The following is a 14,508-nucleotide window of genomic DNA, read 5'->3' as shown; positions in this document are numbered from 1 at the left end:
TCTGAGCCGGATAGATGTCATGGCGACGAGCTACATCACCAATGCGGACGCCAGGGTGGTCAGCTTCCGCCAATATCTTCAGCTTAGTTTCTTTCGACCATCGCCGCCTACGCTCGACGCCGGAAATGATCTCCATGCGGGCCATGCCAACCTCTCAGATCTGGAATTAGTGTCAGCACTAATGCTGGTTCTAATGCCAGAACATCGCCTAACTGGCTCGTTCAGCAAAATCCGCTCACCGGACGCTCACCTTGTAGGCGAGAGGAAGATGCATTCGGCTTGGCCGTTCGTCCCCTCCGGCACGTATCAGGTTGGCCCCTGCGTGCAGGGGCCAACCTTCACTCGTTAGGAATATCTGATGAGTTTCCAGGTGACAGCCTTACTACCGTAGGGTGGCATACGGTTACCTTTCGCGATGGGAGCTGTGGTTGTCGGCGAACCGACGACCTCCCAATTTCCACTCTCGGGGCAAATTTCGCCTGTTCGAGCTGTCGTTCCAAGGGGTTTTTTCACTACCCTTACTCCTGCGACTGGTTGATAGAAGTGCCTTTAGAGTGAAGCCCAACGCTTTGTTGCTTTGGTAAAAACTCCGCAAGGCCGATCAGTCTGGCGGCGTCGCGAGCTAACCAGACCAATCGAGAGGCGGCGCCGTTAGCCCCGGTCTCGCCTTTTTCTTTGTCGGACAAATTCCCTCCGTCAGATACCAATCGCCTCATAGGCCTCAGCAATCTGCCGGATAGACGCTACATTTCACTATACAGCACGCCCGGCCGTGTGGCGATGCATGGCGCGGACCGCCCTGTAATGATCGACACGTAGTCGCGGAACGGGCTTCACATGCGCCCTTAGCTGGTAAGCGGACATCGACAATCTGTGGTAGGTGCCGTCTCGGTTCGCAACTGACCACTACGCTGCAGCCACCATCCGCTTTAAACACTTGCGTGTATCGACTTTTGCAGAATGTCTAGACCATGGTGAAGCGTTTGCTCGTCGATCGTCAAAGGAGGAAGGAGCTTGATAACTTGGTCTTCTGCTCCGCATCGCTCTACCACAAGTCCCTTTTCAAAGGCCTTGCGGACGATCCTCTCGGCCAACTCACCTGTGGCACAATCGAGTCCCAGCATCATGCCCCTTCCGCGCCAAGAAAGCTTATGAGCTCCGTTGGCTTGAGTCACCTGCTGAAGACGCCCGCTTATGATGTGTCCCATTTCCGTAACCTGCGCCGACAGAGTGTCATTGGTCCAATATCTTCGAAAAGCAGCGGCCCCCGTCACGAACGCAAGATTGTTGCCCCTGAAAGTGCCATTGTGTTCACCCGGTCGCCAAACGTCTAGTTCGGGCTTGAGCAGCAAAAGAGACAACGGCAATCCAGACCCACTTAGAGACTTGGACAAAAGAACAACGTCCGGTGATAAACCCGCAAACTCGAAACTGAAGAAATTGCCCGTTCGTCCGCAACCTGCCTGAATATCGTCAACAATCAGGAGGATTCCATGGTTTCTGCATATCTGCTGGATCGACTGCAGCCACTCTTTTCCCGCAGGGTTGATGCCCCCTTCAGCTTGCACGATTTCCAGAATGATTGCTGCCGGCAGATCGACACCGCTGCTTGCATCAGCGAGCACCTTGTCCAGATATTCCGAAGTATCCTTATCGGCTCCCCAGTACCTGTCATAGGGCATAAACACCACGCCGGCCGGGGGAAGGCCCGCCACGTCCCGGTAATATCGGTTTCCCGTCACCGCAAGCGCGCCTAAGCTCATCCCATGAAAGCCATTGGTGAATGAAATTATACCGTGCCGTCCGGTGGCCTTGCGCGCGAGCTTCAAAGCAGCTTCCACCGCGTTGGTACCGGTGGGGCCGGGGAATTGAAATTTGTATTTCAGACCACGCGGGCGCAATATTATTGCCTCAAAGCACTCCATAAAGTCCATTTTAGCTGGCGTGGCCATGTCCAAGCCGTGTATTATTCCATTTGATCTCAGGTACCGCGTCGCTTCGTCTAGGAAGTGCGGATCGTTATGGCCGTAGTTTAGAACGCCCGACCCAGAGAGAAAATCAATATACTCGCGGCCGCTCTCGTCGTGCAGAATGGCTCCTGTGGCTTTCGCGAATACAACGGGGAATGATCGCGAATAAAAGCGCACGTTCGATTCAAGGCTCTCAAAGGCAGAGAGTGAATTGGACTTACTCTTGTTCGACATGATTTTCCTCCACTAAACGATGACCGACAGGAGTACGCCTATAGTCTTGAAGCAATTCTCACGGCGTCCTGACGCCGCCGCGACGCCAATGTCGAATCGGAATTCTACCGTGGCTTCGCGGTTTTACACGGCGATGTAGGTCCATGCGCCTACCCAAGCTAGCAGTATCGTCGCTGGCGCTTCTCCAGTATTCGCTTATTCTAACTTGAACAGACCCAGGAGAGCCGCCCCCCTCGCGCCCTTTGACATCCGATTTCCTGAGAGCTTAAGACAATCTGAGTCGCACCCACTTATTGCAGACGCGAGAGGACATGTACTTGGCGCTTCCTCGATCTGATCCGAAGCCCCCACCCGCGGCCCGACGGTTACCCATAAGGTGCTCACGGTTGGCGTAGAGGGATATGCGTTAGAGCGCGTCGCCAACTTGCCGGTACCATTTTCCGATTGAACTTTATACAAAGGCAGTACCGGCCCCGAATGCAGGTTCCCGAAAGATGGCGCTGCGTAGCGTTCAAATCACCTGGACCTCCTTTGAAGGGGGCATCTCACGTTGCTTGGTCGCTTCTTACAATTCGATAATTCCAAGTCTTATTGCTTTAATCGCGGCGACGGTCCTACTCGACGTACCTAACTTTCGCATGACATTCTTAATATGGAAGTTCACAGTATTTTCTGATATCATCATAATAACTCCTATGTCCCACGACGATTTCCCTCTTGCCACCCACAAAACACACTCTTTTTCTCTTAAAGAAAGGGCGGGAATTTTTTGGAAAACGTGCGAATTCGCGATCTTCGCGACTCTCAGATGGAAATGAGTCGCAGCAAGTTGTAAGTAGGTGATCGTTCTATTCTTCAAATCACGCTCGCAATGCCGTGCAAAGCTCACGACCGCGCAACTGCCTTTGGGGCCACGTAATGGAACACTAATGCCGGACCGCAAGCCAAACGTTGCGGCATCATCAAACATGCGCCGCTCGTGTTCAGTGGTGCTTGCGTCACTGTACACGTCGCTCCATCGAATTGGGCCAGCTCCCATTCGACTCTCTTTGATGACAGGGGCTATCCTCTCATAACCCATTGCGAGACATCGCTCCTGCCAGCCATCAGGATAATTCAGAATCTCTTCCGAGTCGCATCGCACTGGGTTCAAAGCCATGTTGTTGGTTGTAAGAGGACCATAGGCCACCCACTTGCAGCCCAATTGAAACGCAAAACCCGACAAAAGGTCGAACAATTTTTTGGGTTGAGCGACACCATCTGTCAGATCGAGGAACCGGCCGAGCTCAACCGCATACTCGTCTCTATCCGAGTTTGGGAAACGGATCGATCCTCCCAACGAAATCTGATCGGACACTCCGGTGGCCGATCCGCGGACTTGAGGGAAACCGCAGACATCCGCGAGCCTTCCACAGTCTCGCTTGAGTGACGAATCGCTCGCCATGTAGTCACCGGTGCACGACACAGCAGCCGATGAGGCACTGCGGCTCTGCGCGCTCGACGGCCGGTATTGCAGGGCTCTCAATGCAGGTCGACAGGGCTCTGACATCATGCTCTCCTCCTTCGTCCGTTGAGAGTTGCAAATGGTCGGCAATCTGCCCCCGTAGCCGGGAGGATCAAGAGTCGTGCCAACCTCGCAGAAAGGGGCATCAACGCGATTTTTTTTGTTTGTCAGTTATTTGAACACGAAGCAGCCAGCACTCAGCCAGGTGCCGCTACGTCGTGGACCCGACAAACGCGACAGTGGTGTCCGTCGCGCGGTTGCGCTGTGAGACTATGCCACTGCGCATCGGCCGATCCCGTGTTGAGGAAGCCGTTCAGCAATCCCAAGGTGACAAGCGCATCCTGTTTGGCGCGCCCCGAATAGCTGTCAGCCAGCCAGCGGTTACGCTCCTGCAACGGCTAACGGATGCACCTGCACCGGATGCAATTCGACCTGCTGCGCCAGTTAATGGAAAACCGGGCCAGGTGTTCAGTCACGATGAACTAATCGGGCGCGGCCTGGCCACGTCGACACGCGCACCGCCGACGTCAATGTCAGCCGGCTCAGAAGAGCCCCCAAGACGGTTTCGCGGTATGCGATGCGGGAAGCTGGCAATGCTAGCGGAACTCGACCGCCAGCGCCTCCCCGTGTGCCTTCGGGGCCGACCAGGCGCAGGTAAATCTGACCGGAGGTTTCCGATCGCTTATCTTCGCACTTGAGGCAAACCGTCGCGGCCTCACAAGTGTCACCGTCTCTCCTGGGTAATCACCCTCCCATGTTGCCGCTGATGCACCAGCTAATTGGCCGCGAGGGCCCGCGGCTCTGCGGGTCGTCCGCGACGAGGATCGATGAGGAGACCTGGCATCCTGCTGTCCTTCCTACGCGCATTTGGGTGTGCAGCACCAGCGGAACCTGCCGCCTCGTGCCATGAGGAGTCTTGAAAAGGCGCCATCTTCACAAGAAACCCTTCACATGATCGAAGCGGCCGCCGAGCGCTCGGTGCTCAACCGCATGCGCAGCGGTGCGCTCGGTGACGAGATGGATCGTCTTGCCGGAAAATTTCTTCACGCTTGGTAACAAGCGAGCGTCAGCCAAGATTTATCTGATTTCCGCGACCGAATCGCGTCGACCTTTCGGGACCGTCGCATTTACTTGCAGCAACCCTGCGGGCCAGCTGAAAAATTGCTGAGATCCTGCGGCTTCTACCCTAGGAACGCTGAAATCTGACTTAGGCACGGTCTTATAGTGGCTCCATAGTGAGAGGCTGGACCCTCAAGGTCCTCGGCCCCGTTAGCAAGTCAATTGAGGACAAGCCGTGACCATCAATCTCAATGACATCAGCGAAAAGGGGCCGCAATACAGTCCTGGGCTCACAAGCTACCAAGCTGAAACGCACGCTAGACATGAAGGATGCAATTTTCGATGAACGGCCGACTAGGGATACAACAATAAGTTCTTCACATGGAATAGCATAACAGGCTTCTGAAACGGTTCTCCGTGCCTGAAGACGCCTAAGCGAACAACACTAACACTTAGCACCAACCGCAGAAGAAGGAGCCTCAAATGGCAGGAAAACCCGACAATCCGGGACACCAGCCGGCAATCCCGAACATCCTGGCCATCCGAACCATCCCGGTCACCCCGGTCATCCGCCTGGTCCACCGGATCACCCGGGTCCAAGCGTTCCGCCGAAAGTGCCTCCGAAGCACGTTGGTTGAACATGAAGCCATACACCGACTTTGAGCCACCTCCCGCTCTTGCTGTCACACGAGGAGGGCGCAAGAGGCTGGCGGAACTTCAAAAGCTTTATTCTGTTGCTGGAGAGAGCCTCCTCGTAGATGAGGAGGAGGCGGCGGCCGGAATCCTTCGAACCGAGTTTTCATGGCCATTGAGCGACGGAAGAACGATTGGGCTGCGGGCGGTTTATCCAGACACCTTTCCACGCCTGCGCCGCCATGTTTTTCTGACCTGCGACCCATCCCAATACCCTGAGCGGCACTGTGGATCCGAAGGAGCCCTTTGCCTGCTGCGCGCGATACCCGCTACCGGCAGGCCAACATGTCATTGGCGGAAATCCTCGACGAAAACCTCGCGCATGTCCTGGACGGCACGGGAGCGGAGGATCCGCAGGGAGAGCCGATCGAATGTAGGTGGAACAGCCTCGGCCACGCGAGCGGTAGCTCCGTCCTCGTTGACTCCGAATGGAAGCTCTCGGGCTATGACAAGGGACTGTCGATGTCCTCGTCACCGCAAGCAGAACAGAAATCGGTCGGACCATCAGCGCTACGATCTTAAAGGTCAATGCCGATGACGGTAGCCTTTTGGCGGAACGTGCTGCGCCTCTTCCTGCCGCCATTTTTTCGAATGCCGTTTGCGACAGATTCCCTTGGCGGCGCGACGACCAACTTTCTCTACCAACAAGTTCTGCTGAACAGACGGTCGGCAAAGTCGCGTACGGAAACAAATGTGACATTCGACGGCGCAGATATCCGGCTCTCATTCACGGTCAGCAAGACCGAACTTCAACACAGCGGGCGTGGTGACGCTTGGGTGTGCGGAATGGGGGTACAGGAGCACATTTGCGCCCGAGCCGATGGGGACCGCGACATAGAGGCACGGTCGCGTCGATCGTACCTGTTTTCGGGACGGCGAGACAGACATCGGCTATCAAGTTCCATCGGTCGCGAGTCTGAGGCAAACGCAACTGCGGCCTGTCGGGCCCGGCGCACTGGGATCACCCGCTGCCGTCGAACTGGCTAGAAACGGCTGCACCTCGCTCCATTTGATGGACGACGATGTCGTCGAGCCGGGCAACGCGATCCGTTGGGAACTTGGAGCCAGCAGTTGGGGAACGAAGAAGCAGGACGCCTTAAAGCGGTTCATCGAACGGGAATATCCATGGACCTCCGTTCTGACCGTCTCGCACCGCATTGGATTAACAATCTGCAATCCGCACGTTCCCGGAGACACAGATCGGCTGAACGAGTTATTGGACAGCGTCGATGTCGTGTGGACGCCAGCGCCGCGCCGGGCGTGACCTACCTTCTCGGCGACATCTGCCGGGAGCGTGACCTTTCGCTCATCTCCGTTTTCGCCTCACCCAACCTGCACGGCGGGGCAGTCGTATACCATCATCCGGAATCCGGTCGTCCGGTCTGCATGGCGCACGCCAATGAGACCCAGAAGGAAAGTCGGGGCACATCCCCTATCCGAACGGCATGAATGACGAATCAACGCTCGTTCAGCCACCCGGCTGCTCCGAGTTCACCTTCACCGGAGCTTCATTCGACCTGAAGGAACTGTCCTCGGAGACCGTCCGGATGGCCGTCGATGTCCTGTCCAGCCCGGATGAGTGGACGGTATCCGAAGTCCGCACCATGAATCTGCATAACGTAAAACGTCGTATGCCGCCGAGTTGGCGGATCGATCCACTGGAACGACACCCGGACTGCGGATGCCGAAGCTGATCTGGATACTGGAGTCCGTCGTTGAAGCAATGCTGAAAGACGCGGGCCGTTGGCACGACCTCGAAACAGGCGGGACCTTTATGGGATACTGATCGGACGCGAATGTAGCGGTAATCACGAAGATGATTGACGGCGGATCGGAAGCGATCCGCACACGCAGCAGCTTTTCCCCGGACCGCGAATGGGAGCAATCCGAGATCGACCGTCATTATCGCGCGTCAGGCCGTGTCGACACCTACATAGGCGACTGGCACACGCATCCGAATGCCCAGAGCGGCAAACCAAGCTGGACCGACCGTCGCTGCCTCAAAACGATCATCCGCTCTCCAGAAGCGCGTGCTTCCAGACCAGTCATGGCAGCCGCCGGCAAACTGGATCGATGCGCACGACCCGACGGCAGCTTGCCACTCAATCTCGTGAATCCTCGCGCAGCTTTCGCCGTGCCGCCACTCAATTATGCCTTAGTGCCCCATTTGATCTCTCGTTCCAAGACGTCGCGTATGTATCCCTCCGGCGGGGACCGTCTTGCGAAGTTCCGCGTCTCCCGTGAGTCTGCGCTCTTAAGAGCGCACTGAGCAATTCATGGGACATGCAGTTTTGCTGACGGGGCCAGAGCGGCGTCGGCGATGGTCGTTGGAAGATCGCGCGCAGATACTGGCGGAGGCCTTCGCGCCGGGCACGGTGGTTTCCGAAGTTGCGCGCCGCTTCGAGGTTTCGACCGGCCTGCTCTACACATGGCGGCGGCAACCTTTGGTCCAGCAGGCCGAGCCCGCCTTTGTCCAAGCCAAGCTTGTTGGCTCCGCCAGCAGTGATGCGGTGGAACTGGCGATGGCGGTGGACTTCCCGAACGGCGTGAAGGTGAGAATTGGCTCAGCAGCGCCATGCGACCTGGCAGCCGCAATTATGCGAGCGCTCAAATGATCCCGATCAGTTCCGGGGTGCGGGTGTGGATCGCGAGCGGTCACTGCGACATGCGCAACTATGCGGCGACGATAATTATGCGGAGTTGTCATTACGGATCGATGGGTTATGGAGTTTTTACAGTTGCTTAGATAGAACGAGCAGGCGCGGTCGCTCCACATAACTATGCTCTCTCACGATTGGTTCACGTTGTGAGGAGAGTAAATATGGATGCCAATAATCGTAATCACTGGTTCCTCGATCCAGGACCGTTGTCGACATGGATCGAACAGTTCCCGGCCGATCTTGCCGCTCAGAGATACACGCCGCTGACCATTGAGGGCTACACGGCCTCGGCTCGTCATTTCGCGGCTTGGCTTGGTAGCGCAGGTATCTCGATCGACGTCATCGATGACGATGTCGTTCGTCGGTTTGCCGAACATCGGTGTCGATGTCCTGGTGGGCGGCAATGGCTGCGTATCTCACCAAAATATTCGCGCCGCGCCGGGAGGTTCGTTGTTTTCCTGCAAAGGGCAGGCGTCGCACGTCCACCCTTGAAGGTCGCGTCGCCATATCCTCTCCTTGCCGACTATCAGAGTTGGTTGCGCGTCCACCGGGAACTGTCGGAACGAACGATCACCCGTCACCTTCGCCAACTGCATAAGCTGTTACCGGAGCTCGGCACGGCGACCTTCGACTATAACGCCGCCAGGATCCGTGAAGTAGTCCGCGAGTGGCGCGACCGAACCGGGCCGGCCGACCTGAGGAGCATAACGAGCGCCTTGCGCAGCTATCTTCGGTTCCTCGCGGGTGTCGGCCTGTGCCGCCCCAACCTCGATCACGCCATTCCGCCGGTCTTGCAATGGCGCCTTTCGTCGATGCCGCGGTATCTTGCAGCCGCCGATGTTGAGCGCGTCATTGCATCCTGCGATCAACTCACCAGAGGGCGCTTGCGGGACCGTGCAATCCTGCTCCTACTGGCTCGCCTGGGGCTGCGGGCCGGGGATGTGGCCGGACTCAGACTCAGCGATATCGAATGGACGTCCGGCATGCTGCGCTTGAATGGCAAAGCGCGCCGTCAAGTTCGGCTGCCATTGCCGCAGGACGTCGGCGATGCACTTCTCGCGTACATCGAGCAGGAACGGCCCCGCGTGCATCAAGAGGCGGTCTTTCTCACAATGATTGCACCCTACCGGTCATTTGCACAGTCCAGCCATGTCTCCACGATTGTAGCGCTGGCGCTAAAACGTGCGGGCATTTCCGATCCCCCGTCGACCGGAGCGTGCCTGCTGCGCCATTCGGCGGCAACCTCGATGCTGCGCTCGGGGGCCACACTCGAAGCTGTTGGAACGGTGCTGCGTCACCGTTCGCTCGATATGACCGCACATTACGCCAAGGTCGATGTAGCGATGCTGGAGCAGATTGCCCAGCCCTGGCCGGGAGAGCTGGTATGCTGAGCCAGCTCCTCGCCGACCATGCAGCGCTGCACCGCGCACTGGGATTCAAGTTTCGGACCCCGGGCATTCTTTTACGCAACTTTGTCGCCTTTGCCGAGCACCGCGGTGAGCATGTCATAACGACGGCGACCGTGCACGAGTGGGCGCTACAGGCGCCTTCACCCGAACAACGTCGCAATCGCTTGTTGGCGGTGCGCCGGTTCGCGCTCGCACTGCATGCCGAAGATCCGCGGCATGAAGTTCCCTCCGCTGATCTTTTCGGCCGCACCAGTCGCAGGCGCCGCACGCCTTACATCTATAGTCCCGGGGAGATCCGACGGCTGATCGACGCCGCTCATCGACTTGGCCCCGACGATACAATCCGACCGCTCTCCTACGCCACGATGTTCGGGCTGATTGCAGCGACCGGCATGCGTGTTTCGGAGGCAATCGCCATACGATTACACGACGTGACCGACGACGGCTTGATCATTGCTCAGACCAAGTTCAAGAAGAGTCGGTTGCTGCCGCTCCACACAACGACCCGACGCGCCTTGGACGGATACCTCGCGACTCGCCTGAAGGCGGGAAGTCAGAGCGATGCGCTTTTCATTTCGCATCAGGGAACGCCGCTCGCTTATCCGACAGTAATAACGGTCTTTCTGCAGATCATGCGATCGATCGGCTTGCGAGGCGCTGCAGGATCGCGAGGGCCGCGGATCCACGATCTTCGCCACGTTCGCCGTCCGCTCTCTCGAACGCTGTGCGCACGATTCTCAGGCGGTGGCGCGGCATATCACCGCCCTCAGCACCTATTTGGGGCACGCCCATGTGACCGATACATACTGGTATCTCCAGTCAACGCCGGAGCTGATGGCGCATATTTCGACAGCCGGCGAGACATTGCATCGAGGAGTGACGGCATGACCCAGCTTGCCCAGCACCTCACCGCGTTCCTGCGCGGACATCTTCCCCGGGAACGACGCGCAAGCGTTCACACTTGCGATGCCTGTGCCTACAGCTTCCAGCTGCTGGTGACGTTCGCTGCGCGACGATTGAGTAAGCGACCGTGTCTGCTGCAGATCGAAGATATCGACGTACCGATGATCCTCGCCTTTCTCGAACACATCGAAGAGACGCGTGGCAACAAGGCCCGTTCGCGCAACGCAAGGCTTGCTGCCGTGAAGTCTTTCTTCCGCTATCTCGAGCACCGTGCACCCGCAGTGCTGGATCAGGCCCTTCGGGTGCACGCCATTCCGATGAAGAAGATTGACGAGGCGCTCGTGGCTTCACTTTCGCGTACTGAAGTGCACCCGCTGCTCAATGCACCGGATCGACGGACATTATCAGGCATTCGCGATAGAGCCATGCTGCATCTGGCTTTCGCCGGCGGGCTACGCGTTTCCGAACTCGTCGGTCTCGCGCTTGACCAGTTCGACGGACGGTCACCCGCCAGCATCCATATCATCGGCAAAGGACGACGGGAGCGCGTGCTCCCACTCTGGCAGGAGACCGCTGCCGCGCTCCGCGCCTGGATCGCGGTTAGACCCAAGGATGGAGACACGGCGCTCTTCCTGAACACCGCTGGCCGTATGATGACGCGCTCCGGCTTCGAATACATCCTCGAAAAGCACGTCGCCGCCGCCGTCAGCGTGGCGCCCACGCTGGCGACGAAGTCGATATCGCCCCATGTACTGCGCCACTATCTACCCTGCCGGACTATGTCGGGTAACTAGATTTCGATCAAAGATTTCAAAGGTTTATAGATAAGGAGTAGAGATAGTTCGTAGCCCTTCCAGCAATCCAGCTTGGGAAGGGAGCAAATAATGAAGTATCGCATCAATGATAGTTTCGCTTTGTCGCGGCCACCAGAAGGGCCGGTGGCGAGTTACATCATACCGTTTTCGGAGTCGCTGATCGGTCGGGGCTACAGTCTCGTCTCGACGAGGAACCAGGTGCAGATGGCGGCCGGTTTCAGCAATTGGCTTGGTCAAAACAGGATCGATCTGGCCGATATCCGTGGAGAGCACGCCGGACATTATCTGCAGGAGCGCGCCCAATTTCGACGGCCAAGACGTGGAGATGACGCTGCTCTCCGACACTTGCTGGATTTTTTGCGAGGCATCGGGGCCATTCGCGAAGAGGCAGAGGACGAGCACCAGCCTTCATCTATCGATCTAAAGTTACAGGCGTACGAATCGTATTTGCGAGACGCCCGCGCGCTGAACCGCCAAACGATTATAAATTACCGGCCAGTCGTCCGGGATTTCCTCAATTTCCGCTTCAGTGAAGGTGCTGTTTCGCTCGCAGAGTTGCGCGCTGTCGATGTGACCGATTTCGTTCAAAAAAGAACTTCGCGTTTGAACATAAGACGCGCGAAGATCATGACCACCGCGCTGCGATCGTTTCTTTCCTATGCGCGCTATAACGGGGATATCACCTCAGATTTGGCTGTGGCAGTGCCGATCGTGGCCAACTGGAGGCTTTCGTCTATTCCTCGTGCGATCGGCCGTGACGATGTAACCCGGTTGCTTGCCAGCATCGATCGCCAGACACCCATGGGACGCCGCGACTATGCCATGATCCTCATGCTGGCTCGGCTCGGCCTTCGTTCGAGCGAGGTGATCACGCTCGAGCTTGGCGATATCGATTGGGTCGCCGGACAGATCCGTGTCCGGGGCAAGAGCGGTCAACGCAATGACTTGCCGTTATCAGCGGATGTTGGCGAGGCCATCGCCGATTACTTACGGAACGGGCGACCACGCAGCGCCTGCCGGCGTGTCTTTTTGCGCGGCAAAGCCCCGATCCGGGGATTCGACGGTCCGAGTGGATTTGGATGCGCCATCCGCCGTCGCCTTCAACGGGCTGGCATCAATGCTCCCACAACGGGTGCGCACCAGTTCCGCCACGGTCTCGCTTCCGAGATGCTGCGTGGCGGTGCCTCGCTCGGCGAGATCGGCGAAGTTCTGGGGCACCGCCATGTGGAGACAACGGCGATTTACGCCAAGGTTGATCTCAACGCCCTGCGAACATTGGCTGTGGTATGGCCGGGAGCGGTCCAATGAGCGCACTCCGACAAGCTGCCCACGACTATATCGAGATGCGCCGCAGATTGGGGTTCAAGCTACGACAAGCGGGAAGAGGGTTGATCGATTTCGTCAGCTTCATGGAAGCCAAAGATGCCCCCTACATCACCACGGAACTGGCCCTCGAATGGGCCCAGCTGCCCATAAAAACGCAACCATCAAACTGGGCCAGGCGGCTGAGCTTCATTCGCGGATTTGCCCGTCACCATGTTGCCACCGATCCGCGGACACAAATTCCGCCAGACGGCCTGCTGCCATTTCGCCCGAAGCGGGCGCGGCCATATCTTTACTCACAGGACGACATCCGGCGGCTTCTGTCCGCCGCGCTCGAGATGCCGTGCCATTATACCTGCTGCAAACTCAGGTCGTTGACATACTACTGCCTGTTCGGATTGCTGAGTGTGGCCGGCCTGCGCCTCGGCGAGGCGCGGAACCTCAAGCTTTCGGACATCGATTTCGACGCCATGGTGCTGACGATCCGTGGCACGAAGTTTGGAAAGTCCCGTCTCGTGCCGATGCACGCAACAACGTGCACGGTGCTGCAAGATCTGATCAAACGCCGACATCGACAAAATGCGGCCCTGGCGGCGTCGCCGTATGTGTTCACATCCTATCGAGGTAATCGCCTCGACGTGGGTGGCATTCATCGAACATTCTATGCTCTGTCCCGGCGGATTGGCCTGCGCGGGATTGATGACAGCCACGGCCCGCGTCTGCACAACATGCGGCACGTCTTCGCCACAAATACGCTGTTGCGCTGGTATCAAGCCGAGCAAGATCCAGAGCGGCTTCTGCCGATTTTGTCCACCTATCTCGGCCATGCCCATGTGGCCGACACGCAATGGTACCTTAGCGCCTCACCTGAGCTGATGACCGAAGCGATGCGTCGTCTTGAGCGCCGCTGGGAGGACCGGACATGATCAAGCATGCCAGTCTGGCGCCACTTTTGGAGCGCTTTCTCATTCAACGCCTGATGCAACAGCGGCAGGCAAGCCCTCATACCATCAGTTCCTACAGGGACACGTTTCGGCAGTTGCTGAAGTTTGCCGAACGAACTTTGCACAAGCCACCGTCTCGCCTAAGCTTCGAGGAGATAGACACCCCGTTGATTACGGCTTTCCTTGATGACCTTGAGAACAATCAGGGGATCAGCGTCCGCAGCCGCAATCTCCGCCTCACGGCAATTCATTCCTTCTTTCGCTATGCGGCCTTCGAGGCGCCGGAGCATTCCGCTCAGATTCAACGTATTCTTGCCATTCCCAGCAAGCGCTTCACCCGAACGCCCGTCAGTTTCCTGACCCGCCCGGAAGTGGATGCACTGCTGGCCGCACCGGATCGATCGACATGGGCCGGGCGGCGCGATCATGCGTTTCTCCTGGTCGCCGTGCAGACCGGCTTGCGTCTGTCGGAGATCACCGGTCTCAAGCGGAATGATCTCTTTTTCGGAACAGGCGCTCATCTGCGCGTCATTGGCAAAGGGCGCAAGGAAAGATGTACCCCGTTCGCCAAAGCGACAACCGACGTGCTGAGAAGCTGGCTGAAGGAAACGCAGCGCGGAGATGAGGGCATCCTGTTTCCCAGCGCCAGAGGCGAGCGGCTCAGCGTTCATGGTGTCCAGTATATCTTGAACAAGCACCGCCAGACCGCTTCTGGCACATGCTCGTCGCTGAAGGGAAAGCGCGTAACTGTTCATCGCCTGAGGCACACAATGGCCATGGACCTGTTGCAAGCGGGCGTCGACCGCGCCGTGATTGCCTTGTGGCTCGGCCATGAATCGGTCGAGACCACACAAATCTACCTCGAGGCGACATTGGCAATGAAGGAAGCAGCCTTAGCAAAGACCTCCCCATATGCCGGCATGTCATCCCGCTTTCGACCAGATGACAGTTTGTTGGGGTTCTTGAACAGCCTCTGAATCCCGGCTGACTATGT

At 57.7% G+C, this 14,508-nt stretch carries 12 protein-coding genes and 1 pseudogene; 9 read left to right on the top strand and 4 right to left on the bottom strand.

Annotated features, from left to right (window positions below):
• The 4 genes from BHMPCIPO_RS33940 to BHMPCIPO_RS32205 form a co-directional block, all read right to left on the bottom strand.
• A partial coding sequence (locus tag BHMPCIPO_RS33940) for a transposase (RefSeq protein ID WP_376741742.1) occupies positions 1-136 on the bottom strand: 136 nt, incomplete at its 3' end.
• A 382-nt stretch (positions 137-518) separates the two neighbouring features.
• Positions 519-686, bottom strand: coding sequence for a hypothetical protein (locus tag BHMPCIPO_RS32215; protein WP_173520825.1), 168 nt, complete (start codon positions 684-686; stop codon positions 519-521).
• Between the two features lie 243 nt (positions 687-929).
• Positions 930-2,204 (bottom strand): diaminobutyrate--2-oxoglutarate transaminase, encoded by a 1,275-nt coding sequence (gene ectB / locus BHMPCIPO_RS32210; protein WP_173520824.1) that lies wholly within the window; start codon positions 2,202-2,204, stop codon positions 930-932.
• Positions 2,205-2,769: 565 nt separating this feature from the next.
• Positions 2,770-3,561: an autoinducer binding domain-containing protein gene (locus BHMPCIPO_RS32205; protein WP_312033094.1), complete on the bottom strand. Its 792-nt coding sequence runs from the start codon at positions 3,559-3,561 to the stop codon at positions 2,770-2,772.
• A 2,145-nt stretch (positions 3,562-5,706) separates the two neighbouring features.
• On the opposite strand from BHMPCIPO_RS32205, the gene BHMPCIPO_RS33375 reads away from it, so the two are divergent.
• The 9 genes and pseudogenes from BHMPCIPO_RS33375 (at position 5,707) to BHMPCIPO_RS32160 (ending at position 14,491) form a co-directional block, all read left to right on the top strand.
• On the top strand, positions 5,707-5,982 hold the full coding sequence (locus BHMPCIPO_RS33375) for a hypothetical protein (RefSeq protein ID WP_246304787.1): 276 nt from the start codon (positions 5,707-5,709) through the stop codon (positions 5,980-5,982).
• 364 nt (positions 5,983-6,346) lie between these two features.
• Positions 6,347-6,724: a ThiF family adenylyltransferase gene (locus tag BHMPCIPO_RS33370; protein WP_312033099.1), complete on the top strand. Its 378-nt coding sequence runs from the start codon at positions 6,347-6,349 to the stop codon at positions 6,722-6,724.
• 540 nt (positions 6,725-7,264) lie between these two features.
• A pseudogene (locus BHMPCIPO_RS33365) lies at positions 7,265-7,729 on the top strand (Mov34/MPN/PAD-1 family protein); the annotation flags it as partial.
• A 7-nt stretch (positions 7,730-7,736) separates the two neighbouring features.
• Complete coding sequence (gene tnpA / locus BHMPCIPO_RS32190; RefSeq protein ID WP_282439119.1) at positions 7,737-8,075, top strand: IS66-like element accessory protein TnpA; 339 nt, start codon at positions 7,737-7,739, stop codon at positions 8,073-8,075.
• Positions 8,076-8,281: 206 nt separating this feature from the next.
• A complete protein-coding gene (locus tag BHMPCIPO_RS32185) occupies positions 8,282-9,511 on the top strand; it encodes a tyrosine-type recombinase/integrase (RefSeq protein WP_173520822.1) in 1,230 nt (409 codons plus the stop codon).
• Entirely contained in the window at positions 9,505-11,226 is a 1,722-nt protein-coding gene (locus tag BHMPCIPO_RS33360; protein WP_246304783.1) for a site-specific integrase, read from the top strand. Before BHMPCIPO_RS32185 ends, BHMPCIPO_RS33360 begins: the two co-directional genes overlap by 7 nt.
• 90 nt (positions 11,227-11,316) lie before the next feature.
• Entirely contained in the window at positions 11,317-12,555 is a 1,239-nt protein-coding gene (locus BHMPCIPO_RS32170; RefSeq protein WP_173520821.1) for a site-specific integrase, read from the top strand.
• Positions 12,552-13,496 (top strand): tyrosine-type recombinase/integrase, encoded by a 945-nt coding sequence (locus tag BHMPCIPO_RS32165; protein ID WP_173520820.1) that lies wholly within the window; start codon positions 12,552-12,554, stop codon positions 13,494-13,496. Before BHMPCIPO_RS32170 ends, BHMPCIPO_RS32165 begins: the two co-directional genes overlap by 4 nt.
• Positions 13,493-14,491 (top strand): site-specific integrase, encoded by a 999-nt coding sequence (locus tag BHMPCIPO_RS32160; protein WP_173520819.1) that lies wholly within the window; start codon positions 13,493-13,495, stop codon positions 14,489-14,491. Before BHMPCIPO_RS32165 ends, BHMPCIPO_RS32160 begins: the two co-directional genes overlap by 4 nt.
• Positions 14,492-14,508 lie beyond the last annotated feature (17 nt).

The organism is Ensifer sesbaniae, assembly GCF_013283665.1.
GTDB lineage: Bacteria > Pseudomonadota > Alphaproteobacteria > Rhizobiales > Rhizobiaceae > Ensifer > Ensifer sesbaniae.
Note: the sequence above shows the minus strand (reverse complement) of the source record. Positions and strands in the feature narration are given on the sequence as shown.